Origin of the sequence: Pseudomonas sp. MAG002Y, assembly GCF_019400845.1 — a bacterium.
Taxonomy (GTDB): domain Bacteria; phylum Pseudomonadota; class Gammaproteobacteria; order Pseudomonadales; family Pseudomonadaceae; genus Chryseomonas; species Chryseomonas luteola.
This window is the reverse complement of record NZ_WOEJ01000001.1, coordinates 265,020-288,414: the sequence shown is the minus strand read 5'-3', so window position 1 is coordinate 288,414 and position 23,395 is coordinate 265,020. Positions and strand designations below refer to the sequence as shown.

Genomic DNA, 23,395 nt, shown 5'->3' with positions numbered 1-23,395 from the left:
AACTTTTATCATCTGATTTCTCGCCATGAAACTCTGTCAGACGTTCTTGATCCCGGAGGTGCAGGACTGCAGACGGGCTGATCTGCATTTGCGGACCCCGCAAAACAGATGAGGTCGGTACTACCTTCATTAGTAGCATTGCCATTGAAATAGCTAGGTGTATCTATGGCACCTAAATCAGGGTTGGAGATTCCAGAAAAAGGAATCTTATTTCCATTAGAGTCTGTGAAATAGTCATTATCATTGATAAGCCCATCACCGTTGAAATCGAAATAGTTATACGCCAATCGAGCACCAGTAAATACGTCTAGAGACATTACCCAACTAGTGGCCCCGCCTGAACAGGGATCATCAGAGGGTGTTAATGTACTGAATGTGATGGTGCCATTTCTTAAAACACCTGCTGAAACAACCCGTTCACCAGTAAGTGAATTGGATCCACCCTCAGAGGCCTTCCATAATAGATCTAATACCCAACCAGACTTACCGTACATGTCCCCAGTGGCTGCTTCGCTCAAAATTCGGCCTTTTTGGCCGTTTACGTTTACTTCTTTTAGAATCTTACGTTCAGCTAGGTTCGTTCGGTTAACCGAACTGTCTCTGTCAATGATGGCGTAGTAGGACTCAATGCGTTGATTCTGCAAGAGATCAGTATCGACGGTTTGGTAGAAACTACCTGTACCAAATAGAATAATTGGTTTGCCATCGGTATTAAGAGCGGCTGTAAGAGGTGCTGTAATAGGCTGGACTCTACCTGAGCTATCCCGTGCTGAGAAAATGGGAATGATGTTTTGGTTACCATTTCTAAAACCATCCCACTTACTTACATCCTCCCCCGTTATATCGAATCGCCAAAGATTGCCTTGGGTATCGCCTACGTAAATGCGATCCGCTACTCGGTCATTATTAATATCGATTGCTAAGGGCTGTGCCATTCCGCCAGTAGTATTGACTGTGAATTTTTTCAGCACATTTCCGTTAGCTGCATCAAGTACCCAAACATGACCTTTAGTAACGGATGAGTTTGTAAATCCACTACTAACGATAACGCCGAATTTTCCATTTGCTAATGCAACTACTGAGGGCTTCTGTACTGGATAAGACATGTCAGGTGCGGTGAACTCCCACATTACACTCCTGGCAGACATAGTGTTCGGGTTGGTGGCGTCTAAAGCGAAAACGCTTTTGCCTCCAGCACCGGTTGTGCCCACAACAATAGTTTTCCAGCTACCGTTTATCCACGCGTCAGAGCTCGTCGGCGAGCCATCTACATAATACTGGTGGGAGTAATTTGGGTCGGTAAGCTTATATAAGTCACCTGTTATGCTTCGAGGTATATAGGCAAAGAGCTCACCACCTCCAATTGACGAAACGGTCGCGTCAAATCCATGCAGCATCCCATCATTTGTACCTACCACCACCATGGGCTTACGATTGATATAGTCAGTGCTGCGACGAAAGCTCAAATAGCTGCTGCCTGCACCGCCCCACATTGAGCCGGTCAGTAAGTTATAGCCATAATCTTGATTAGAAACATATTGGGGATCTGAGTTAATAATATCGCCCAATCGGCTGCCTCTTGAGCGGAACGGGTTAGAAGGAGTCGTTTTGGTTTTTTCTAGGTTTCGCTCGCCACGTAAGTAATTTAAGCGATTCTGGCCGGTATCACCTTCTACAGTAACGCCATTCGCTCTAGGTGTCTGAAGAGCGATTTTGGCGTCATTGTCCAGATTATTATTCCAGAAAAAGTCTATACCTCCGATGGATGTAGAGTAGACCCCTTGCTCTCTGGCGGTAAATCCATTCGATAGGAATATTTTTCGTGTACTGAGGTTAGTTAACGCATCTAGTTTAGACGCAGCGCTCCACGTTGGCGTGGCCGCAACTGAGCCAGAACCGCTGACAGTTTTTGCGAGAAGGTCTCCACTCCAGTTGGAGCTATTATAGAGAGTCTGAAAAACAGCGCTTTCCGTATTAAGCTGAGTCGAGTTAGTAGCAAGAGACGTAGATGTGCTTCTAACCTCTTTAACAATTTGGGAAAAAGCAGTTTTTAAGCTGGCTGTCATATTCGCAGCATCGCTTGCTACGAAAAAGTTATCAGGCCGCTTATCTCCAGTAGGAAGAATTTCACCATTTGTCCACCAAAGATCATCTGTAATAGTGGCGCTGTTTGTCTCATTTGAATAAGGTGAAAAATTAGATGGCACCTTGAACCCGCCATATTTAGCCGCAAGCCAATATTGGTTTGAAGCGCGCCCCGCTAAGCTCTGATTTTCCCTTACATCTACCCAGTAAGTGGAAAGGGTCTGCTTGCCGCTCATATTAGGTCTGAGATCAACAGTATGCGAGTCATAAGCTAAGCCGGCTATATAGGCTGAGTTAGAACGTCCAGTATAGCTACTCGACGTTTCTTTAAGGTTGACGCCTTCAAGGCTTCCAACTTTTGCTGTGGCGGTAACGACGTTAACCGTCGTATCTGCTACGACCTCTGGAGGCTTGGGGCTGACCTCTCCTACCGAGCTGGTCGGACCCGGAAGATTTTTGTCTCTATGAGTATTGGTATCGCCAATACCAAGTATTACGTTTTTTTGGCACGAGTAATTAATAGGATCTTGCCAGTTTGTAATAACGGGAAATCCGTCCGCTTGTGCGTAGCGCTCGGCTTGGGTTCCGCCGGTAAGGTTGCTATATGCAGGAACATTACCTTGGTTTTTAAAATATCTTATAGCGGCGTAATAGAGTTCGCTAACAGGATCTAAACTCTTGATGGCCTTATAGGCAACAGGATTTGTTTGATAAGGCATGGAGGCGAATTTATTTAAATAATTTATTACGCCACTATCAGCAACGCCATTGCCTGTACTAATAGCATCGGCAGGGTTAGGGTTTTTTACTAAAATGCCAGTGGTGGCATTCCATTCTGCATATGGGTTCGTTGATCCATCAGTATCTTTCGGGCCTATGCCCTTCTGGTTTGCCCGTAAAACGCCACCATCGCGTCCTTCGCTGGAGTCGTTAAGGTAGCCAAATACGCTGTAGCGTAGCGTATCCGAATATTGCTGAAGCAGACCTTCTGGTTTGTAATTAGTTGATGAATAGCGCTTACAGTTACTTTCCAGGCCGCCAGCCGCAGGGCTTGGATCGCATACTTTTACTTGAATTCTTAAACGATAAACGCTCTTAACTTGTGATCCTCCGTTCTCATTGACGCGATACGAAGGTATGAGCCTGCCATTGTTAAGCTGGGCGCTATTGTTTGGGTCATAGTCGATCCACTCACTCCTTGATGTTGGATCATCGCCGAGCTTGTCCGACCAATTTGAAAATACCATATCGGTATTTAGACCACTTAGACGGATATACATGCTATTCCAGCCAGAGGATACTGGTGTGGCGCCCGAGAACTCGGCTGCTGGAATCATTCCTTGGCCTGAGTTAGTCCTATCGCCTGTACTATTTTGGCCACTGTGACGCGCCTTTTGCAAAATAGTAAGGTTTTCTTGGTCAACAGCTCTTAAGCCTCCCGTTAGCGCGCTGCGGAAGGGATCAATAGTCGGCGTTGCAGCCCAGTTTAAGAAGTTTCCGCTCCACTTACCATTACATTTATGGTTAGTGGCTAAGCCATTTGGATAGAACCAGCCATCATTGCTGGTCTTGTTATATAGATAGCACTTGTTAGAGTCGAAGTAGCCAGAGTACTCATTGGCTGAATTATAACTGCCTAGGTTTGCCACGGACAAAACAGTAGGCCATTCTACGGAAGGTACCAACGCCAAGCTTCCAGGTACGTTTCCACTGCCTAATAACAGCGGTGTCTGGGAAACCTCTGCATAAACACTTGTTGCTGTAAAGGAAGCAAAAGCTACTAAAGCAAAGCTTTTAAAGATTGAGTAATTGTTTTTTAAGGGAGTCATTATGGCGATAATTTCCTTATGCGTTAGCATCTTTAGCGCCTAATAAAAGTTGATTGGAGTAATACATTTGAGCTTGCCGTAGAGTCGTTAGTATCGACCGCAGCGCCGTACCCTTCTGCTTCTACTCTTACTAGAGCAACTTCAATTGCCTGGCCAGCTTCAAGGCTATCGCCAGGTTTTATGATGGTAACGCCAGGAATAGGTGTGATTCGAAACCTTGGCTTGCCTACGCCAGCAAGATTGTCGACGCTTTGCCAGCTTCTTTCAGTAGAGGTGTTCTGCCAAAAGTTGACCTCTTTACTCAGAACGAGCGCTTCAGCTTGGCGCATAGCTGTTTCTGCGCCTTGGAAAGCTAAATTTTGATCGCGCATGTTTCCAGCCATCCGCTCTTGTAATGACGTGACGCGCATGCTGCTTATACCAATAATAGTCATTAGCAGGAGCACGATAAGGGCGACAAGAAGAACAGCACCTTTTTCTCTATTAGGAAAGAATTCTGTTCTCATGGCAGACGATTCCGTATTCCTACAGTGATAGAAAAAACCTGAGCTAAACGGCCATTGTTAATGGTGATGTCTTGGCCGTTAAACCTTACTACTTGATTTGGTGAAACAACATTAGTGTCATTGCTAGTGGCTAGTAGGGTTATTTTTACAGAAACCACACTTGACCAATCGGTAATATTATTGGCGTCTAGATAATCTCCAGTAATATTTCCTTTACTGTCACCTTGGGCATATTTTATTTGCATGTTTTGTATGCCCTCTACAATTTCTTCGGTAACTATGTCTGAAGGGTTGTCATAACGAACTCGCCATAAAGATGGAGTGTTGTTACTGCCGTTATTAATGTAGTAGATTGAGCTTTGATATTTAAGTAGATCTGCTTTTTGACTATAAGCGTATCGAAATTCGTTTGAAGAGCTTATAGACAGTGATGTTGCAGTTTTCTGATTTTGAAAGATGTCACATCCAACTGGCTCAGCTATAACTAGAAGTGTGCCAAAAGCTAGTTTTGTAGCTGTGGTTGTCGTAATCGTATCATTAGTTGGCGCGGATGCTAATGTGACGCCTGCAGAGTTAGCGGCATGTTTAAGCAAAACCATATCTGTTCCAGATAACCTTTTTGAGGCTGGAAACCAGCTAGGTAGTGCAGAGTCGGCTTCACTATTATCCCAGCCTTTAATGCCAGATATTAAAATATATCTTTCATCATTATTAAGTGGTGAAGGCAGATTATTTAAACTTCCAACGCACTCGCCTCGGTAAGAAGCATTACGAATGTCAAAAGTCAAAAAATCCATTGCAAATCGGCCGGACTCTTGGACTTTAGAAAGGGCAAGGTTTGTAGTATAGGTGTTTTTACTTGATAAAAATATTTGTAGAACGCCGCCAATTAGCAGAAGGCCTAATACCATTGCCACCATTAGTTCGACTAATGACAGACCACTTTGCTTGGTCTGAAAAAAAACTCTCATAGCTGGGTCCGGTAGGTGAATATAAAGTCTTGATCTGTGTCTTGGGCTGAAGAGCTTCTAATCCTGGCACGGTTGTCGTTCCATTTTATGGAGATGACAAAGATTTTGTTGCTGTATTCTATTTTTCCTGTCCCGTCAGGAAGCAGGCTTGCAAGTGAGTTCAGCCACTCTGCCTTATCTTTCTCAGCGCGTACTGCGTTGGCAGTATTGTTTGTTGTGGAGGAAGAGGGAAAAGAACTTATATTGTAACTTCCTGCTAAGGCCGCTGTGCGGTTAGCTCGCATGCGATCTGCTATATCTGCAGCTAAGAGTGTCGCTTGTGATCTGTAATAAGCGCCTTGGTTGCTCTTAATGCTAGTTGATTGCAAACCTGCAAGGCCTAAAAGCCCTACTGCAAGAATAAAAACAGTAACTAGGACTTCAATAAGTGTAGCGCCTCTTTGGCAAGTGTTTTTCATTGGGATTTACACGCTATGCCTGTGCTGCCTGTAGAGGTAATAGACACCGTTGGTTTTTCGTCATTTTTTTTGCAATTTGTCGGACTAATAACTAGTTTGCCTCCGGCAGTAGCTGCCCCATTAGGCAAAAAAGTAAATCCAGCGGCAGGATCAGCCTCGACAGTTAATGATTGAGCATCCCAAACGCGAATCACATCGCCGCCTACTTGGCGAATCAACCAGCCATTAGACCAGTCTGTCCCGTTATCACAGGCAGTACCTGCTTCATTACGACGGCAGACAATCACATTCTTGCGCCGCTTTAGTGCTTCAGAACGAGCAATCTGAAGCGTGCCGTTGAGTTCATTAACGAGGGCGTTCGTGCGGGAGCTTTGAATTAAGTTGCTGAATGACGGTACTGCAATAGTAAGAACAATCGCAAGGACTGCTACAGTCACCATAAGCTCGATTAGCGTAAAGCCGCGTACGGAACGCATCCTTGATTCCTTGCAGAGAAATAATCGGCATGATGCCTTTGCAGATCAGGTTGCTCAAAAACACAGGTGACGTCTGGTCAATTGTTTTATCTGTGTGGTCGCCAAGCCATTTTCACTAGCATCGGCTACCAGTCGGAGCAGGCTGTATCCGTACTCTCCCTGCTTTATTAATTACTACCTGTTTTAAGGCTTCGTTGTTTCGACAGAGAGTAAAGGTGCCATTCTGATAATCAGTAGCGCCGTTAGGCTTGAAGGTCAGGAAGGGGCTTGCGCGAAAACCGGACCAGCGCCAACTGTAGCCAGTCGGTATGCTTTCGCTTGATACAATATTAAGTATTTCATCAGTCTGCTCGTGTTGGTTTGCAGTCTGGTAAACCAGCATCGCTCCTTGCCAGATGAAAGAGCTACTGCAACTACCCTGGCTTTCGTGACAGACAGTTGTGCTTCTATTTTGCGTTATAGCCTGAAAGCGGGCGCGGTAAAGCGTCTGAGCTAATCGGTTAGTAGCTTCGTACTGTGTTATTCGGTCTGTAAGCGCGCTAAAGGAAGGTATGGCGATGCCAATGGTAACGCTAAGAACAACGATAGTTGTAAGCAGTTCGATAAGGCTGAAGCCTTGTTGATAGACTTTCATTAACGGCGTCCATGTACGTGAAGTCAGTTTAGCCATCCTGGCATGATGGCTTTTTGCTCCTGTATGCATTACTTGTCAATTGAGCGGTTATTGAGGTGTGACGTGGTTTTTGACGTGGCGATCATTGGTGGGGGCGTTATTGGCCTGCTTTCGACTTTGCAGCTCGCCTTGGCAGGGCAAAGCGTCTTGCTTCTGGAAAGAGCAGAGCTTGGTCAGGAGGCCTCCTGGGCCGGCGGCGGTATCGTTTCTCCGCTTTATCCTTGGCGCTACAGCGCTCCCGTCACCGCGTTGGCGCACTGGTCTCAAGATTTCTACCCAGAACTTGGCGCTCAGCTTTTCGAAAGGACAGGTGTAGATCCTGAAGTCCATGTAACAGGGCTGTATTGGCTGGATCTTGATGATGAAGCTGAGGCGCTTGCCTGGGCCAAAGGCAAACAACGGCCTCTGGCCTCGGTACCTATTCAAGAGGCCTATTCCCACGTTCCGGTATTAGGGGAGGGCTTCAAGAAGGCTATTTATATGGCGGATGTGGCTAATGTTAGAAACCCGCGGCTGGTTAAGTCCCTTCATGCCGCTCTGGCTGCTATGCCCAACGTAACCATAAAGACTGGAAGCGAAGTGCAGGCATTTCTTCAGGAAGGGGACGCTGTCACCGGTGTCTATGTGGATAGCATTGCCGTCCAGTCTAGGCATGTTGTGGTTTCAGCGGGAGCATGGAGCGGCTCGTTATTGAAGAGCGTTGGCATCAGCTTGCCTGTCGAGCCGGTTAAGGGCCAGATGATGCTATTCAAATGCGCAGATGATTTTCTGCCCAGTATGGTGCTGGCGAAAGGGCGCTATGCCATCCCGCGGCGAGATGGACATATTCTGGTAGGTAGTACATTGGAGCATGCAGGCTTTGACAAGAAGCCTACCCAGGCAGCGCACGAAAGTCTTTTGCGTTCAGCCATCGAGCTGTTGCCTGCACTGGAAGGTAGCCCAATGGTCGCTCATTGGGCTGGGCTACGACCAGGGTCGCTTGAAGGCATTCCCTATATTGGCCCAGTATCCGCGCGGCCTGGCTTGTGGCTCAACTGCGGTCATTATCGTAACGGTTTGGTTTTGGCGCCTGCCTCCTGCCAGCTGTTGACTAATCTGATCACAGGGGAGGCGCCTATCATCGATCCGGCACCTTATCTGCCGGATTCACGGCTGGAGATCAGCTACGTGTAATCAATCGATGCCCAGCTTTTTCAGGCGATACCGCATCGAGCGGAAGGAAAGCCCGAGCCGTTCAGCGGCAGCTGTACGGTTCCAGCGCGTCTCCTCAAGCGCTTGCATGATCAGCTTTCGCTCGATCTCCTCCAGATAATCCTCAAGATTACTGATATTGGCCAGACTGGTTTCGCCAGTGCTGGACGACTGGGGGGTATCTGCAAGGCGCAGATCGCTTGGTTTGATCAGGTTGTCTTCACAAAGGGTATAGGCTCGCTCAAGCATGTTCTCCAGCTCGCGAACATTACCCGGAAAGCGATAGCTCTTGAGTTTGGCGAGAGCATCATCTGTCAGCTGGGCCAGATCCTGCTGTGACTCCTTAGCGAGACGTTTCAGGATAGTCGAGCACAGTTCCGCAATGTCTTCGCGTCGTTCACGTAGCGGAGGGACACGAAGTTCGATGACGTTGAGGCGATAAAACAAGTCTTGCCGGAAGCGATCAGCGGCTACTTCGGCGGCCAGATCTTTATGTGTGGCACTTAGTATCCGTACATCCAGCGCTACTTCCTGTTGCCCACCGACGGGGCGTACAGCCTTTTCCTGAATGGCACGAAGCAGTTTTACCTGCATGGCTAGCGGCAGATCGGCGACTTCATCCAGAAATAAAGTACCGCCCTGGGCGGCCTGGAATAGGCCCTGCTTGTCTTCAATGGCGCCCGTAAAGCTGCCTTTTTTGTGACCAAAAAACTCGCTTTCCATCAGCTCTGATGGAATGGCGCCACAGTTGACTGGAATAAAAGGGCGATCCGCACGAGGGCCTTGCTCGTGAATCAGTCGGGCGACCAACTCTTTACCGCTGCCGGACTCACCGCTGATATAGACGGGCGCCTGGCTGCGAGCGAGTTTGCCGATCTGAGCACGTAGCGTACGCATGGGCGGTGAGTCACCCAGCAGCCTGTGATCTGCCACCTTGATGGGGGCAGGCGCTGAGCTGCTCAGGCGTAAGGCGGTGCTTACAAGCTCCCGGAGCCGAGGAAGATCGACCGGTTTTGTCAGGTAATCGAAGGCGCCGGCTTTCAATGCCTGGATGGCTGTATCCAGACTTCCAAAAGCGGTAATCATGGCTACAGGAACATTTGGATATTTCTGCTGGATGTATTGCACGAGATCAAGACCGGAGCCATCTGGAAGGCGCATGTCGGTCAGACACAAGTCAAAGGATTCCCGAGCCAGCAGATCCTTTGCGTCTTTCACGTTCTTTGCGCTAAAGGTGTCGAGCTTCATGCGACCCAATGTGATCTCTAACAGCTCTCGGATATCGGGTTCGTCATCAACGATCAGGACTTTCTGTCGATTCATGTTCAGCTCAACTTGCGCGGATGGGCAAAGGTAATGCGGAAGCAGCCGCCTTGTTCCTGCTGGCGGTAGTTGAGGCGGGCCTGGTTACTCTCGCATAATTCGCGGGAAATATAGAGGCCGAGCCCGGTTCCTTTGCTTTCGGTGGTAAAGAAGGGTTCGAAAAGGTTGGTGATCTGGTCTTCAGGTACACCTGGCCCATCATCAATGACATCCAATATGGGAAGGTCTGAGTCGGGGTCACGGAAGAGATCCAGCCACACTTGTCCCTTGCCGTGCAGCTTGCTGCTATGGCGTAGGCCATTTTGAACGAGGTTGGTTAGCACCTGAGTCAGCTGGCTAGGGTCCATGCGGGTCTGTATCGTACCTGATGTCGTTTGCACATAGACAAACTGTTGCTCACGTAGAGTGGTTCTGAATTCACCCGCAAAGCGGTGCACCCAGTATTTGAGGTCCAGCAGCTGGGGCTCTGCCTGGCGGCGTCTGGACAGTTGCAGGACATTCTCGATGATGATGTTCATGCGCCGGGAATGATCCTGAATGATCTGGGCCAGGCGAAGATCATGCTGATCGAGTACTTCTGATTCCTGAAGAAGCTGTGCCGCGTGGCTTATGGCCCCCAGCGGGTTGCGAATTTCATGGGCAATGCCCGCCGTGAGGCGTCCCAATGATGCAAGCTTTAGCTGCTGGGCCTGCTGAGCAATACGGGAAATGTTTTCCAGAAAAATCAGAATATGCTGATTGCCGCTCCGCTGAATAGGGACGAAGCTGGGCTGGATCAGTGGGCCTTCGCTGAACGCTTGCATGGGTGCAGGACGAAGCGTTCGGTTCCGTTCCCACTGTTGTAGCCGGTCCATCAATTCGGGGCATTGATCATTCAACTCCCCGGTATCGAGTTCTGGATGACCGAGCAGCTCTCGAGCGGCAGGGTTGGCCAGAATAGGTGCCATTCTTGAGTCCAGAACCAGAATGCCGGTGCGCATACGGTCCAGGATCAGCGCATTCAGATTTTCCAGATCGGCAACAACGTGCGCCCGCTCTTCTGCCAGGGTCTGGCTTTTGGACAGCCGACTAACGAGACTTTGCACCAGAAATGCGGCGGCAAAGCACAGTGCGCCCAGGCCTCCCGCCTGAACATACTGATTGGCCTCTGAGGGAAGGCTAAGCGTTCTATAGGCGGTGGCATAAATGAGGGCAAGGGTAGCCAAGGCCGCCAGCAGAATTCCAATACGCCCAACGAGAAGAATGTTGGCGATCGATACGGTAATGATGATGAGGTTGCCAATACCACTCGGTGTACCGCCAGCGCTGTACATGAGATAGGTCAGCAGCCCGATATCCACTAGAGCCAGGGCAAAGATCTGTTTTTGCTTGCGCAGTGGTGGCAGAAAAATCGCCAGGATATTACCCGCTAGGTAAATCCAGCTGCCGACCACAAAGTTTTTACCCTCGGTTACCTTCAGAAGGTTGTCGTCCAGATTGGTGGAAACCAGAAGGATAAAAACCAGCCCGACAATGACCCGGTAGTAGTGATACAACCTCAGGATACGACTGTCCTGCAGGTTGTAATGAAAAAAATCAGCGCTCACTGCTCAGGCTTTTTTGTAAGTGATCTTGGCAGCAGAACCAGAGCTCCCCGTGGGGTAGGGCTTTATCGCGAGGAATGTGTACCCCGCAGTGACCGCAGCGAACCATTGGCTGTGGTTTGGCCAGGCGTGTTTTCTGTGACTTCTGTGGTTTCGCCTGTAGCAGGCGGCGGCACAGCCATACAACAGCGATAATCAGAGCTAGCCAGAAAAGCAGGCGAAACAAACCCATAGTGTTCTCTAAATAGTAGTACGGCCGTTACAAAATTCGTTTCGGGTGTTACGGCACATTAGAAGACTGCAAAAGTAAACTCCATCACAGCGTGTGATGGCCGTTGAAGCGTTATACCTCATCATGGTCTTCATATGAATGAGGTGTCTTATTTTGCGGACCTTTAGGAGTAAATAAAAAGGAGGCTTAAAGCCTCCTTTTTTGTTCAGGTTCGCATCAGTCGAAAAGACCAAACGTCAGACGGCTGAACCATGAGCGACGCGGAGCATCAGGATTTTCGGCCTCTCCAGGCGCAGGTTGATTCTCTGGAAGCAGCTCCTGAGGAATTTCACGCTTCGCATCTTCGTATTGGCGCTGTACATCCTGAGCAGCTCGTGTCTCGCCTGGCGGAAGCGGCTCGCTGGGGCGATCAACCAAACCGAGGGTTGCGCGTGCCAGCCATGAGCGATCATCTTCGCTACGTTGCTTGGGTTTGAACTCACCGTTATCCAGGCTTGGGTTGTCCGGATAGTTCATTTTCAGCGTTTCCAGGCTGGTAGCTGCCAGGTCGTTGAGGCCCAGATGCTGATAGGCCTCAGTCATGACTGCCAAGCCATCCCCTACCGATGGGGTGCCCTGAAAGTTTTCGACAACATAACGACCACGGTTGGCCGCAGCGACATAAGCCTTGCGGCGCAGGTAGTAATCGGCCACATGGACTTCATACGCTGCCAGCAGGTTGCGCAGATAGGTCATGCGCGCCTTGGCGTCAGGTGCGTACCGGCTGTTTGGAAAACGGCTGGTGAACTGAGCAAAGTCATTGAATGAGTCACGGGCAGCACCCGGGTCACGCTTGGTCATATCCAATGGCAGGAAGCGCGCCAGAAGACTGCGGTCCTGTTCAAAGGATGCTACACCTTTCATGTAGTAGGCGTAGTCGACATTTGGATGCTGGGGGTGCAGACGAATGAAGCGGTCTGCCGATGTACGGGCAGCTTCAGGCTCTCCGTTCTTGTAGTTGGCATAGATAAGCTCAAGCTGAGACTGATCTGCATAACGGCCAAACGGATAGCGGGACTCAAGAGCCTTGAGTTTGCTGACAGCCTGGTTGTAGTTGTTGTTGTTCAAATCTTCCTGAGCTTGCTTGTAGAGCTCGGTTTCGCTCAGGTTTTCTGCCACTTCAGGTGCTTTGGAGGAACAGGCAGCGGTGAGGGCGAGGCTGGCGATCAGCAGCAGGTGCTTCAATTGCATGGCGGCTTTGCGTTCCCTGAAACGGTCGGCTGACGGAGCCGGAACCGTCCTGTTATGATGAACAACCCGGCATGAACATCATGCCAGGGCAAAAAGTTTTCGTATTTAACCACAGCGTGTGGCTGAAACCAAAAGCTACACGCCTTTGTTGGCTGCTATGTCCGATATTATCCAACTCAACGCCGAAGTGCCTACAGAACTCGGCGGTCAGCGTCTCGACCAGGTAGCGGCTCAGCTGTTCTCTGAATATTCCCGTTCTCGCCTGTCGTCCTGGATCAAGGAAGGCAGCCTAACTGTTGATGGCGCGGTCCTGCGTCCACGTGATCTGGTGCATGGCGGCGCCGTACTGTCCTTGCGCGCGGAGCGAGAAGCGCAGGGCGATTGGGTGGCGCAGGATATCGAGCTCAATATCGTCTATGAGGACGACCATTTGCTCGTGCTGGACAAGCCTGCCGGGCTGGTCGTCCATCCTGCGGCAGGCCATGCCGATGGTACGCTCCTCAATGCGTTGCTCCATCATGTACCGTCGCTGGCAAACGTGCCCCGTGCCGGTATTGTCCATCGTCTGGACAAGGATACAACCGGCCTGATGGTTGTCGCCAAGACCCTGGAAGCACAAACCAATCTGGTGGCCCAGCTTCAGGCACGCTCCGTCAGTCGTATTTATGAGGCGGTTGTAGCGGGCGTGGTGGTTTCCGGCGGTACGGTAGATGCGCCTATAGGCCGTCACTCCCAACGGCGCCAGCAAATGGCTGTGGTTACCGGAGGAAAGCCGGCGGTCAGCCATTATCGTGTCCTGGATCGATTTCGGGCCTATACGCATGTGCGCGTCAAGCTGGAGACTGGCAGGACTCACCAGATACGGGTCCATATGACCCACATTGGCTTTCCGCTGGTAGGGGACCCGGTATACAGCGGGCGTTTCCGAATTCCGCCTGCTACCAACCCAACACTGGTCAAGACGCTTCGAGAGTTTCCTAGGCAAGCGCTGCACGCCCGCTTCCTGGAACTCGATCACCCGGTGACGGGAGAGCGTATGAGCTGGGAGTCTCCTCTGCCTGAGGATATCGTCTGGCTGCTTAGCCTTTTGCGTCAGGATCGTGAGGCGTTTACCGGATGAATGACTGGCTGACTCCCGACTGGCCTGCGCCTGCCAATGTGAGAGGCTGCGTTACGACTCGGTCAGGGGGCGTCAGTCATGGGCCTTATCAGAGCCTTAATCTGGGCGATCATGTGCAGGATGATCCGGCCGCCGTGGCGGAAAACCGGCAACGGTTGGTCGACTCGCTAGGGTGTCGACCCGCCTGGCTAAAGCAGGTGCATGGGATTTCTGTTGTTGAGGCTGATCCGGCCCAAGTGCTTGAGGCTGATGCCTCCTGGACGTCGACGCCTGGCATTGCTGCAACGATCATGACGGCAGACTGCCTGCCTGTCTTTTTTTGTAATCGGCAAGGGACGCGTGTCGCGGCTGCTCATGCCGGATGGCGAGGGCTGGTAAGTGGTGTGCTCGAAGCAACGGCTGCGTCGCTTGAGTCGAGCCCTCAAGATATCCTGGTGTGGTTTGGGCCTGCAATCGGTCCTGACGCCTTTGAAGTTGGGGCTGAAGTGCGCGAGGCGTTCGTGTCAGAGCATTCCCGGGCAAAAACAGCCTTCAAACCCAGCGTCAATGACGGACGCTTCATGGCGGATATTTATCAGCTGGCGCGGTTGCGGCTGGCATCCATCGGCATTGATGCCATCTACGGTGGCGGATGGTGCACGTATACCGACACTGCGCGATTTTATTCCTTTAGGCGCTCCCCGCAGACAGGGCGCCTGGCCAGCCTGATCTGGCTGACCCAACCTCTGGATGAGACGTAATCCGACTGATCCAGGTCAAATGGCCAGCGCTTGAATCGAGCAGAATTGTCCTTATGTAAGAGGCATCTCGGCGGGTAATCGTTGTGACGCTTTTTATGGTGCGTCCCTGACCCGCGCTCATATAAAGGACATAGTCATGCGAATTGACCGTTTAACCAGTAAATTGCAACTTGCGTTGGCCGACGCCCAATCCCTCGCGGTGGGACATGACCATCCGGCCATCGAGCCCGTGCATCTTTTTTCTGCCTTGCTGGATCAGCAGGGCGGTTCGATTCTGCCGCTGCTTCGTCAGGTCGGCTTTGACATTCAGATGCTCCGCCAGGCCCTGACCAAGGAGCTGGACAGTCTGCCGAAGATTCAGAACCCTACCGGGGATGTCAGCCTGTCTCAGGATCTGGCGCGTCTGTTGAATCAGGCCGATCGGCTGGCTCAGCAGAAGGGAGACCAATTCATTTCAAGCGAACTGGTGCTGCTGTCTGCTATGGACGAGAACACCAAGCTTGGCAAGATACTGCTGGCGCAGGGTGTTTCCCGTAAGGCTCTGGAAAATGCCGTCAACAACCTGCGCGGCGGTGATGCTGTCAACGATCCTAATGCTGAGGAGTCCCGTCAGGCGTTGGATAAGTTTACGGTTGACCTTACCAAGCGCGCGGAGGAGGGCAAGCTTGACCCTGTGATCGGTCGTGACGACGAGATTCGCCGCACTATCCAGGTTCTGCAGCGCCGTACCAAGAATAACCCGGTGCTGATCGGTGAGCCGGGGGTTGGTAAAACAGCCATTGTTGAAGGGCTGGCTCAGCGGATCGTCAACGGTGAAGTGCCCGATGGCCTGAAGGATAAGCGCCTGTTGGCCCTGGACATGGGATCATTGATTGCGGGTGCCAAATTCCGGGGAGAGTTCGAGGAGCGCCTCAAGGGGGTGCTGAATGAGCTTTCCAAGCAGGAGGGGCGTGTCATCCTCTTTATCGATGAGCTCCATACCATGGTAGGTGCCGGTAAGGCGGAAGGCGCCATGGACGCAGGTAACATGCTCAAGCCTGCATTGGCCCGCGGCGAGCTACATTGTGTGGGCGCTACTACACTTGACGAGTACCGCCAGTACATTGAAAAGGACGCTGCCTTGGAGCGTCGCTTCCAGAAAGTCCTGGTCGATGAGCCGAGCGAGGAGGATACCATTGCGATCCTGCGCGGCTTGAAAGAGCGGTATGAAGTGCACCACAAGGTCGCGATTACCGATGGGGCCATCATTGCAGCCGCCAAGCTGTCGCATCGCTACATTACGGATCGGCAACTGCCCGACAAGGCAATTGACCTGATCGACGAGGCCGCAAGCCGTATTCGGATGGAAATCGACTCCAAGCCCGAAGCGCTTGATCGTCTGGAGCGTCGTTTGATCCAGCTGAAGGTTGAGCAGGAAGCGCTCAAGAAAGAAAGTGACGAAGGCGCCCTGAAGCGCCTTGGCAAGCTGCGAGAAGACATCGCCCGGCTTGAGCAGGAGTATGCCGATCTGGAAGAGGTCTGGAAGGCTGAGAAAGCGGAGGTTCAAGGTTCTGCACAACTGCAGCAGAAGATTGAACAAGCCAAACAGGAGCTTGAGTTGGCGCGCCGCAAGGGTGATCTCAACCGTATGGCAGAATTGCAATACGGCGTCATTCCTGACCTTGAGCGTAGCCTGCAGATGGTGGACCAGCATGAAAAGCCGGCCAACCAGCTGCTGCGCAACAAGGTGACCGAGGACGAAATTGCTGAAGTGGTCTCCAAGTGGACGGGCATTCCGGTCAGCAAAATGCTCGAAGGCGAGCGTGACAAGCTGCTGCGCATGGAAGATGCGCTTCATCAGCGTGTCATTGGGCAGAATGAGGCGGTGACGGCGGTAGCGAACGCCGTTAGACGCTCGCGTGCAGGATTGGCTGATCCGAATCGGCCGAGCGGGTCGTTCCTGTTCCTGGGCCCAACCGGGGTAGGTAAGACCGAGCTTTGCAAAGCGTTGGCTGAGTTCCTGTTCGATACAGAAGACGCCATGATTCGTATCGACATGTCTGAGTTCATGGAGAAGCATTCCGTTGCCCGTCTGATTGGTGCGCCTCCGGGATATGTAGGCTATGAGGAAGGCGGTTATCTCACCGAGGCGGTGCGGCGTAAGCCATACTCCGTGGTTCTGCTGGATGAAGTGGAAAAGGCGCATCCGGATGTCTTCAACATTCTGCTGCAAGTGCTGGACGATGGTCGGCTGACCGATAGCCAGGGGCGTACTGTCGACTTCCGTAATGCGGTTATTGTCATGACTTCAAACCTGGGGTCAGCGCAAATACAGGAATTGGTTGGCGACCAAGAGGCTCAGCGTGCTGCTGTCATGGATGCGGTGTCGACCCACTTCCGGCCGGAGTTCATCAACCGGATCGACGAAGTTGTTGTGTTCGAACCGCTCGGTCGTGATCAGATCGCCGGTATCGCTGATATTCAACTGAGCCGCCTGCGTCAGCGTCTGGCTGAGCGTGAGCTGGATCTGGCGCTTTCGGCAGAGGCAATGAACAAGCTGGTTGCAGTAGGTTACGACCCTGTCTATGGGGCGCGTCCCTTGAAGCGTGCCATACAGCGCTGGATCGAGAACCCTCTTGCCCAACAGATTCTGTCTGGGCAATTTGTTCCAGGCAGCAAGATAGAGGCGAGGGTAGAGGGCGACGACATCGTATTTGCTTAGTCTGCTAAAGGGCGCCTTAAGGCGCCCTTTGCGTTTCCAGACGAGGCGTATCTTAAGTGCATGAATTTTTTGCAATAAAATTTGCTAAAGGGTGTTGACACAGGAATCAATACCCGTAAAATGGCGCACCTCAGCTGATGCAGCGCAGATTAACGCTGAAGAGCAAAGGTTGAGATTGGAAGCTTAGAAGTTCCGCGATAGCTCAGTCGGTAGAGCAAATGACTGTTAATCATTGGGTCCCTGGTTCGAGTCCAGGTCGCGGAGCCAACTTCCTTGTCGGGGTATAGCGCAGCCCGGTAGCGCGCCTGCTTTGGGAGCAGGATGTCGGGAGTTCGAATCCCCCTACCCCGACCATTAAGTGGGTCGTTAGCTCAGTCGGTAGAGCAGTTGGCTTTTAACCAATTGGTCGTAGGTTCGAATCCTACACGACCCACCACTTTCTTCTCCAAGCGTTAACCTCTTAAGCATTTCTGCTAAGCAGCGAGTTCTTCGCTGTGTCTCGTTTAAAGTCTTCCTCTTTTAAGCACATGTTTGTTTGGCGCAGCGCTATTTGCTTTGTGCAAATTCGTCATGTCCAGGGTTTTGTGCCCTGTCTGCACCTTGCAAACAGGGCATCTACCATTTAATGCAGCTTTAGCCTTGGCTTGAGTGTATGGCCCAAGTGATCGCTAATGATCAGCAGCAAGGTTCTGAAGTTTCCATAGAGCGCCCGCTGGTGCAGCCGATAGAGTGACACGTAAAACATGCGCGCCAGCCAGCCTTCCAGCATGACGTTCCCGGTCAGATTGCCCATCAGGTTGCCCACGGCTGAATAACGCGAAAGCGAGATCAGAGAGCCGTAATCCTTATAGTGGTATTCAGGCAGCGCTTCGCCTTTCAGGCGGGCCGTTATGGATTTCACCAGCAGAGAGGCCTGTTGGTGGGCTGCCTGTGCCCGAGGCGGGACATTACGATTGTCCTCTCCAGACATCGGACACGCAGCGCAATCGCCAAAGGCAAAGATGTCATCATCCTGCGTGGTTTGAAGCGTAGGACGTACCACCAATTGATTGATTCGATTGCTTTCCAGCCCGTCCATGTTAGCTAGAAACTCCGGTGCACGAATGCCAGCTGCCCATACCTTAAGCTTGGCGGGAATGAATTCGCCGCTCTTGGTGGTCAGGCCGTCTTCCGTAATAGAGCTTACGGCTGCGCCCGTCATGAGGCGGACGCCTAGTTTCTGCAGCTGTTGAGCGACCGGCTCTCCAATGCGTTCGGGTAATACCGGCAATACACGTGGGCCTGCTTCGATGATCGTGATGCGAAGGTCTTCCGGGCGAATACGATTCAAGCCGTAGGAGACCAACTGCTGAGCGGTATTGCGAAGTTCTGCCGCCAGCTCCACGCCAGTGGCGCCAGCGCCAACAATCGCGATATCAATGGGCGCTGCCGTTTCACTGCTTGCCTGAGCATGCAGATATTGATTGAGCAGCTGCTGATGAAAGCGCTCGGCCTGGGCGCGGGTATCCAGAAACAGGCAGTGCTCTGCAGCGCCAGGCGTGCCGAAGTCATTTGTTTTACTGCCGATGGAAATAACGAGCGTGTCATAGGGCATGGTTCGCTCAGCAAGAACTTCCTTGCCTTGCTCGTCGGTGATAGGTGCAAGACGAATGCGCTTATTTGCTCTGTCCAGGTCAGTCAGGCGACCTAGCTGAAACTCAAAGTGATTCCATTTGGCCTGGGCGACATAATTGAGTTCGTCGGCTGAGGAATTCAGGGAGCCTGCGGCGATTTCATGCATGAGCGGCTTCCAGATATGGGTCAGGTTGGCATCAACCAACGTGACATGTGCCTGGTTGCGCTTACCGAACTTTCTGCCCAGGCGGGTAGCCAGCTCTAAGCCCCCAGCGCCGCCGCCGACGATTACGATTCGATGTGTCATGGTGTTTAATACTCATAGTGTTGGAATTCTTTGGCGCGGACAGCCAAGGTGCCTGCGGTGATACGAGCCGCTGATGAGGCGGCTCGTATGAAGTAATTCGTTGGGTTAGTCGTCGATGACGCTTACGGTATCGCCGACTCTGATGATTCCGCCGCTCAAGATGCGGGCAGTGATTCCACCGTGGCCACGCATTGCTTGAAACGTGCCCGGCCCTAGGCGCTCTTCCAGGCGAGCGCATGGCTGGCACCAGCCGGTTGTTTCGAAAATGGCCTGACCGATCTGAAAGCGGCGATTTTTAAGGCTGAAAAGGTTAATACCTGTGACTGCTATATTGCGGCGCAAATCCTGAGGTTCAAGCGATCGTCCGATGAGCGCGCTGACAACTGCCAGATGTTCCCACTGGATAAGCGTGACCTGACGTGCATTGCGTGGGCTGGGGCGGGTATGGTCGCCCGTCAAGCCAGCCTCGCGGCGCGCCTCAACAGCATCAATAATGATCATCTCTGCTCGAGCGGCGGGGCGGACACCCATCCACTGTACGATTCCCGTTTGAGGCACAGCTGCCAAAAGCTCTTTTAGCGGTATCATCAGGTGGGCCTATTACGATAGTAGGGTGGCGGCGTACAACGCCCTTGCTCTAGAGGAGGCTTGCGGATCTGCGGCAGATGTTCTGCTTACATTGAAAAATGACAGGCGTGAATATTTTTACAGCGATGACAGCGAAATGCCAGTCACCCTGGCGCTGCTCGCTGATACAGTTTTCACTCTTTGAACCAGTAACTGGAGGCTCCATGCGCGTCTTGCGCTCTGTGCTATTGCTGATTGCTTTACTGCCCGGATTGACCTGGGCACTGGCGCCAGGAGAGCGTCTTGCACCCTGGACGCTGTTGGATCAGAACGACCAGCCTTATACGCTGGACGATGATCTGCAGGTTTTGCTGGTTGCTCGCAGCATGACGGGTGCAAATCTCGTGAAGGCGGCTTTGGAGGATCAGCCCAAGGGCTATCTAGAGGCTAACAAGGTAGCCTTCCTGGCTGATATCAGTCAGATGCCCAAGGTAATATCGACGTTGTTCGCCATTCCTGCCATGCGTGACTATAACTACCGCGTGCTATTGGATCATGAAGGGCGGGTGGCGCCCCGTTACCCTGGTGACAAGGAAAAGGTTCTTTGGCTCATGCTGGATCATGGCCGTTTCGTAGGACAGCGGGAGTTTGATTCTGCCGAAGGGCTGAAAGATGCGTTAAAGGCCAAGGCCAAATAAGGGAGGCGCTAGCCGAAACGTTATTGAGCGCTTCGGCTTAAAGCCAAGTGTGGCGAAAATGGTCAGTATGGGACGCCATGGAGCAGTGGTTCAATGGTCCCGGCGTGGCATGTCTTCTGAAAACAAATCGTCTTCCAGATCGTTGCCGGGAATGGCGTGCTCCTCTGCTGCCCAGGCGCCCAGGTCTATTAGTTTGCAACGGTCTGAGCAAAAGGGGCGGTTGGGGCTAGCCTCGCTCCACTCCACGGGAGCGCCGCACGTAGGGCAATCTACGGTTAAAGGTGGCTTAGGCATGCTTGCCTCCTTGTAGGGTGAGATAAAAGTGATGCAGGCGTTCGACATGCTCATGTAGCTGCGCGAGCGTCCCGTCATTAATGAGGACATCATCTGCGTGTTTCAAGCGCTCGGCTCGCTTCATTTGCGCCTGAAGGATGGCCTTTATCTGTGTCTCGTCAGCCTGATCGCGCCGCATGGCGCGTTCGAGCTGCAAGGCTTCCGGCACATCTACCACGAGTACCCGTTGAGTAAGCTGCGTCTGGCCTGATTCGATAAGCAAAGGGGAAACCAGAACGGCATAGGGCGATGTGGCTTCGTTTAAGGCCCGAATGATTTCCTGACGGATCAAAGGGTGTAACAACGACTCAAGCCAGCGCCTTTCTTCGGGGATGGCGAATATGCGAGCACGTAGCTCTGAGCGATTCAGGCGACCATCAGCGAGCAGGATATCGCCGCCAAAATGGAGAGCGATCTGCTCAAGAGCGGGCTGACCAGGCTCTACCACCCAGCGGGCCGCGTGATCAGCATCTACTGTGTGAATGCCCAGCGAGCCGAAATGTTCGGCAGCGGCGCTTTTACCGCTGCCAATCCCGCCCGTAAGGCCGAGAATCCAAGGGTTGCTCATCAAAAACCGGCAAAGTGAAGGTACATGCCTGTTATTTGATCACCCCAAAGCAAAGCAATCCACCCCGCAATGGCTAGATAAGGCCCAAACGGTATCGGGGTGCTGTTTTCGGCATTCTTGAGACGAAGCAGAATGATGCCGAGGATTGCGCCCACTAAAGAGGACAGCAATATCGTAAGTGGCAGGATTTGCCAGCCGCCCCAGGCGCCCAGCATGGCCAGCAGCTTGAAGTCACCAAAGCCCATGCCTTCCTTGCCTGTGATCAGCCTGAAAAGCTGGAAAACCACCCACAAGCTCATGTAACCCGCTGCTGCGCCCCAGACTGCATCGGAGAGACTAGAGAACAACTCAAACTGGTTAACCAGCAAGCCAACCCATAGCAGCGGAAGAACAATGACGTCTGGAAGAATCTGATGATCAGCATCGATCAGGCTGGCGGCGAGCAGCCCCCAAGTCAGTAACAAGGCGCTGGCTGCCTGCCAGGTAAAACCAAAATGCCAGACGACAAACAGGGAAAGCAGGCCGCACGCCAATTCAACCAGCGGATAGCGAGCGCTGATAGGGGTCTTGCAGCTGGAGCACTTGCCGCGCAGCATGACATAGCTGATAACAGGGATGTTCTCCCACGGCCGAATGCGATGTTGGCAGTGAGGACAATGGGAGTGGGGCTTGGCAAGGTTATAGGGCTCTGCTTCGCCTTCGCTGGGTAGCTCCAGCATTTGGCGAGACTGGGCTATCCAGTCCCGCTCAAGCATCTTGGGGAGCCGGTGTACGACTACATTGAGAAAGCTGCCAACCAATAAGCCTAGTACCAGCGTACAACCCAAGTACGCGGCGGGGTAGGTTGCCAAAAGCTCGATAGCCTCCATTAAACAACCGAGCCCAGCTGGAAGATAGGAAGGTACATGGCGATGATCAAACCGCCCACCAGTACGCCCAGAACCGCCATGATCATGGGCTCCATCAGAGCGGTAAGGCTGTCGACCATGTTGTCCACTTCTTCTTCATAGAAAGCGGCCACTTTATCCAGCATTTCGTCCAATGCACCCGACTCTTCACCAATGGCCGTCATTTGCACTGCCATAGAGGTAAACACGGCGGTGGTTCGCATGGAGAAGTTCAGCTGCATACCGGTTGAAACGTCTTGTTTGATCTTGTCGACCGCATTACGGAAGACAACGTTACCCGTAGCGCCCGAAACGGAGTCCAGCGCATCCACCAGCGGTACACCCGCAGCAAAAGTAGTGGACAGGGTGCGCGCATAGCGTGCAATTGCAGACTTATAAAGAATGGCACCCACGACTGGTATTTTGAGTACAAAACGGTCAACGGCATCGCGGAATTTTTCAGACCGTTTGTGTGCCATCTGAAAGCCGAAACCTAAAGCGAAAAGGGCCAGCAGAACGATGAACCACCACTCCTGCAGGGTTTCTGAAAGGCCAATCACCATTAATGTAAATGCGGGCAGCTCTGCGCCAAAGCCCTCGAAGACGGATTGGAACTGAGGTACAACCTTGATCAATAGAATGGCTGAAACCACAATCGCTACCACAATAACTGCGATTGGATAGGTCATAGCCTTTTTGATTTTTTTCTTGAGCTGCTCGGTTTTTTCTTTGTAGGTCGCTACGCGATCCAGCAACGTTTCCAGCGCACCGGACTGCTCACCCGCATCAACCAGGTTGCAGTAGAGATCATCGAAGTATTGGGGCTTTTTACGCAGGGAGCTAGACAGGCTGTTACCCGCCGCCACGTCCTGCTTGATGTCGTCGACCAGCTTGCGCATGTTCGGATTATCAAAGCCTTCGCTGATAATGTCGAACGATTGCAGCAAAGGAACACCTGCCCCCAGCATGGTAGCCAGCTGGCGAGTGAACAGGGCGATGTCCATCGGCTTGATCTTTTTGCCGCGGCTGAAGATCGAGACTGATTTTTTGCGTACGCGCGTGGGGTTGATCCCTTGCTTGCGCAGTTGGGCCTTGACCAGGGCAGGGTTCAGCCCGGTCATTTCGCCCTTGATCTTGACGCCTTTACGGTCCGTTCCCTCCCAGGTAAAAGCGCTCATTTTTAATGCTTTGTCGGCCATGCAATCCGCTCTTCAGGTGCTGGAGTGCGTCTTGTCAATGTGCAGCCTTGCTGTTTGACGACGTCCACTCTTGTTCATGTGACTGACCAGCCCTTCATGGGCAT

21 protein-coding genes and 3 tRNA genes are annotated in these 23,395 nt (G+C 52.0%); 8 read left to right on the top strand and 16 right to left on the bottom strand.

Translation table 11 applies throughout. The features are described 5' to 3' along the window. Positions 1–8 precede the first annotated feature (8 nt). The 6 genes from GM154_RS01350 to GM154_RS01325 all read right to left on the bottom strand — a co-directional run bounded on the left by GM154_RS01350 (position 9) and on the right by GM154_RS01325 (position 6,959). Entirely contained in the window at positions 9–3,944 is a 3,936-nt protein-coding gene (locus GM154_RS01350) for a pilus assembly protein (protein ID WP_219650714.1), read from the bottom strand. Positions 3,945–3,946: 2 nt separating this feature from the next. Next, positions 3,947–4,420 (bottom strand): PilX N-terminal domain-containing pilus assembly protein, encoded by a 474-nt coding sequence (locus GM154_RS01345; RefSeq protein WP_219650713.1) that lies wholly within the window; start codon positions 4,418–4,420, stop codon positions 3,947–3,949. Further along, complete coding sequence (locus tag GM154_RS01340; RefSeq protein WP_219650711.1) at positions 4,417–5,391, bottom strand: PilW family protein; 975 nt, start codon at positions 5,389–5,391, stop codon at positions 4,417–4,419. The genes GM154_RS01345 and GM154_RS01340 overlap by 4 nt, the downstream gene beginning before the upstream one ends. Further along, positions 5,388–5,849 (bottom strand): type IV pilus modification protein PilV, encoded by a 462-nt coding sequence (gene pilV, locus GM154_RS01335; RefSeq protein ID WP_219650709.1) that lies wholly within the window; start codon positions 5,847–5,849, stop codon positions 5,388–5,390. The genes GM154_RS01340 and pilV overlap by 4 nt, the downstream gene beginning before the upstream one ends. Next, positions 5,846–6,325: a GspH/FimT family pseudopilin gene (locus tag GM154_RS01330; protein WP_219650707.1), complete on the bottom strand. Its 480-nt coding sequence runs from the start codon at positions 6,323–6,325 to the stop codon at positions 5,846–5,848. Before GM154_RS01330 ends, pilV begins: the two co-directional genes overlap by 4 nt. 115 nt (positions 6,326–6,440) lie before the next feature. Continuing rightward, positions 6,441–6,959 carry a GspH/FimT family pseudopilin gene (locus GM154_RS01325; RefSeq protein ID WP_219650705.1) on the bottom strand — a complete coding sequence of 173 codons (519 nt, stop codon included), beginning with the start codon at positions 6,957–6,959 and terminating at the stop codon, positions 6,441–6,443. Between the two features lie 102 nt (positions 6,960–7,061). Here GM154_RS01325 and thiO point away from each other — a divergent pair, with 102 nt between their 5' ends. Further along, positions 7,062–8,171, top strand: coding sequence for a glycine oxidase ThiO (gene thiO / locus GM154_RS01320; protein ID WP_219650703.1), 1,110 nt, complete (start codon positions 7,062–7,064; stop codon positions 8,169–8,171). Here thiO and GM154_RS01315 read toward each other — a convergent pair whose 3' ends face one another. From GM154_RS01315 to GM154_RS01305, 4 genes are all read right to left on the bottom strand, one after another. Continuing rightward, positions 8,172–9,512 carry a sigma-54 dependent transcriptional regulator gene (locus GM154_RS01315; protein ID WP_219650701.1) on the bottom strand — a complete coding sequence of 447 codons (1,341 nt, stop codon included), beginning with the start codon at positions 9,510–9,512 and terminating at the stop codon, positions 8,172–8,174. A 2-nt stretch (positions 9,513–9,514) separates the two neighbouring features. After that, entirely contained in the window at positions 9,515–11,098 is a 1,584-nt protein-coding gene (locus GM154_RS01310; RefSeq protein ID WP_219650699.1) for a PAS domain-containing sensor histidine kinase, read from the bottom strand. Then, on the bottom strand, positions 11,088–11,327 hold the full coding sequence (locus tag GM154_RS25560) for a PP0621 family protein (RefSeq protein ID WP_239381792.1): 240 nt from the start codon (positions 11,325–11,327) through the stop codon (positions 11,088–11,090). Before GM154_RS25560 ends, GM154_RS01310 begins: the two co-directional genes overlap by 11 nt. 216 nt (positions 11,328–11,543) lie before the next feature. Next, positions 11,544–12,557 (bottom strand): outer membrane protein assembly factor BamD, encoded by a 1,014-nt coding sequence (locus tag GM154_RS01305; protein ID WP_010797197.1) that lies wholly within the window; start codon positions 12,555–12,557, stop codon positions 11,544–11,546. Positions 12,558–12,714: 157 nt separating this feature from the next. Between GM154_RS01305 and rluD the strand changes: the two genes are divergently transcribed. From rluD to GM154_RS01275, 6 genes are all read left to right on the top strand, one after another. Next, the gene (rluD, locus tag GM154_RS01300; RefSeq protein ID WP_026004137.1) at positions 12,715–13,677 is read left to right on the top strand and encodes a 23S rRNA pseudouridine(1911/1915/1917) synthase RluD; all 963 of its coding nucleotides are present in this window, start codon (positions 12,715–12,717) and stop codon (positions 13,675–13,677) included. Next, positions 13,674–14,417 (top strand): peptidoglycan editing factor PgeF, encoded by a 744-nt coding sequence (gene pgeF, locus GM154_RS01295; RefSeq protein WP_219650698.1) that lies wholly within the window; start codon positions 13,674–13,676, stop codon positions 14,415–14,417. Before rluD ends, pgeF begins: the two co-directional genes overlap by 4 nt. Positions 14,418–14,553: 136 nt before the next feature. Beyond that, entirely contained in the window at positions 14,554–17,118 is a 2,565-nt protein-coding gene (clpB, locus tag GM154_RS01290) for an ATP-dependent chaperone ClpB (RefSeq protein ID WP_219650696.1), read from the top strand. A 191-nt stretch (positions 17,119–17,309) separates the two neighbouring features. Further along, a tRNA-Asn gene (locus GM154_RS01285) sits at positions 17,310–17,385 on the top strand. A 10-nt stretch (positions 17,386–17,395) separates the two neighbouring features. Then, positions 17,396–17,472 (top strand) — tRNA-Pro (locus GM154_RS01280). A gap of 6 nt (positions 17,473–17,478) precedes the next feature. After that, positions 17,479–17,554, top strand: a tRNA-Lys gene (locus GM154_RS01275). A gap of 186 nt (positions 17,555–17,740) precedes the next feature. Here the strand turns inward: GM154_RS01275 and GM154_RS01270 are convergent. Further along, positions 17,741–19,039, bottom strand: a complete 1,299-nt coding sequence (locus tag GM154_RS01270; RefSeq protein WP_219650695.1) for an NAD(P)/FAD-dependent oxidoreductase — start codon at positions 19,037–19,039, stop codon at positions 17,741–17,743. 105 nt (positions 19,040–19,144) lie between these two features. Continuing rightward, on the bottom strand, positions 19,145–19,627 hold the full coding sequence (locus GM154_RS01265; protein WP_219650693.1) for an MOSC domain-containing protein: 483 nt from the start codon (positions 19,625–19,627) through the stop codon (positions 19,145–19,147). Positions 19,628–19,830: 203 nt separating this feature from the next. Here GM154_RS01265 and GM154_RS01260 point away from each other — a divergent pair, with 203 nt between their 5' ends. Continuing rightward, positions 19,831–20,304 (top strand): FAD/FMN-containing dehydrogenase, encoded by a 474-nt coding sequence (locus tag GM154_RS01260; protein WP_219650692.1) that lies wholly within the window; start codon positions 19,831–19,833, stop codon positions 20,302–20,304. Positions 20,305–20,394: 90 nt separating this feature from the next. Here the strand turns inward: GM154_RS01260 and yacG are convergent, their stop codons facing one another. From yacG to GM154_RS01240, 4 genes are read right to left on the bottom strand one after another with little or no spacing between them, the layout of a single operon-like run. Continuing rightward, positions 20,395–20,598, bottom strand: a complete 204-nt coding sequence (yacG, locus tag GM154_RS01255) for a DNA gyrase inhibitor YacG (protein WP_010797204.1) — start codon at positions 20,596–20,598, stop codon at positions 20,395–20,397. Then, positions 20,591–21,205, bottom strand: coding sequence for a dephospho-CoA kinase (gene coaE, locus GM154_RS01250; protein WP_219650691.1), 615 nt, complete (start codon positions 21,203–21,205; stop codon positions 20,591–20,593). Before coaE ends, yacG begins: the two co-directional genes overlap by 8 nt. Continuing rightward, a complete protein-coding gene (locus tag GM154_RS01245; protein WP_219650690.1) occupies positions 21,205–22,074 on the bottom strand; it encodes an A24 family peptidase in 870 nt (289 codons plus the stop codon). Before GM154_RS01245 ends, coaE begins: the two co-directional genes overlap by 1 nt. Then, positions 22,074–23,291: a type II secretion system F family protein gene (locus tag GM154_RS01240; protein ID WP_219650689.1), complete on the bottom strand. Its 1,218-nt coding sequence runs from the start codon at positions 23,289–23,291 to the stop codon at positions 22,074–22,076. The genes GM154_RS01245 and GM154_RS01240 overlap by 1 nt, the downstream gene beginning before the upstream one ends. Positions 23,292–23,395: the final 104 nt, after the last annotated feature.

Bases quoted from the DNA above. Each gene is read 5' to 3' on its own strand.
- GM154_RS01265 (WP_219650693.1), bottom strand. From the start codon at position 19,627: ATGATACCGCTAAAAGAGCTTTTGGCAGCTGTGCCTCAAACGGGAATC.
- GM154_RS01345 (WP_219650713.1), bottom strand. From the start codon at position 4,420: ATGAGAACAGAATTCTTTCCTAATAGAGAAAAAGGTGCTGTTCTTCTT.
- yacG (WP_010797204.1), bottom strand. From the start codon at position 20,598: ATGCCTAAGCCACCTTTAACCGTAGATTGCCCTACGTGCGGCGCTCCC.
- GM154_RS01305 (WP_010797197.1), bottom strand. From the start codon at position 12,557: ATGCAATTGAAGCACCTGCTGCTGATCGCCAGCCTCGCCCTCACCGCT.
- rluD (WP_026004137.1), top strand. From the start codon at position 12,715: ATGTCCGATATTATCCAACTCAACGCCGAAGTGCCTACAGAACTCGGC.
- GM154_RS01245 (WP_219650690.1), bottom strand. From the start codon at position 22,074: ATGGAGGCTATCGAGCTTTTGGCAACCTACCCCGCCGCGTACTTGGGT.
- clpB (WP_219650696.1), top strand. From the start codon at position 14,554: ATGCGAATTGACCGTTTAACCAGTAAATTGCAACTTGCGTTGGCCGAC.
- GM154_RS25560 (WP_239381792.1), bottom strand. From the start codon at position 11,327: ATGGGTTTGTTTCGCCTGCTTTTCTGGCTAGCTCTGATTATCGCTGTT.
- GM154_RS01260 (WP_219650692.1), top strand. From the start codon at position 19,831: ATGCGCGTCTTGCGCTCTGTGCTATTGCTGATTGCTTTACTGCCCGGA.
- GM154_RS01315 (WP_219650701.1), bottom strand. From the start codon at position 9,512: ATGAATCGACAGAAAGTCCTGATCGTTGATGACGAACCCGATATCCGA.
- pilV (WP_219650709.1), bottom strand. From the start codon at position 5,849: ATGAAAAACACTTGCCAAAGAGGCGCTACACTTATTGAAGTCCTAGTT.
- GM154_RS01340 (WP_219650711.1), bottom strand. From the start codon at position 5,391: ATGAGAGTTTTTTTTCAGACCAAGCAAAGTGGTCTGTCATTAGTCGAA.
- GM154_RS01240 (WP_219650689.1), bottom strand. From the start codon at position 23,291: ATGGCCGACAAAGCATTAAAAATGAGCGCTTTTACCTGGGAGGGAACG.
- GM154_RS01270 (WP_219650695.1), bottom strand. From the start codon at position 19,039: ATGACACATCGAATCGTAATCGTCGGCGGCGGCGCTGGGGGCTTAGAG.
- GM154_RS01325 (WP_219650705.1), bottom strand. From the start codon at position 6,959: ATGAAAGTCTATCAACAAGGCTTCAGCCTTATCGAACTGCTTACAACT.
- coaE (WP_219650691.1), bottom strand. From the start codon at position 21,205: ATGAGCAACCCTTGGATTCTCGGCCTTACGGGCGGGATTGGCAGCGGT.
- GM154_RS01330 (WP_219650707.1), bottom strand. From the start codon at position 6,325: ATGCGTTCCGTACGCGGCTTTACGCTAATCGAGCTTATGGTGACTGTA.
- GM154_RS01350 (WP_219650714.1), bottom strand. From the start codon at position 3,944: ATGCTAACGCATAAGGAAATTATCGCCATAATGACTCCCTTAAAAAAC.
- pgeF (WP_219650698.1), top strand. From the start codon at position 13,674: ATGAATGACTGGCTGACTCCCGACTGGCCTGCGCCTGCCAATGTGAGA.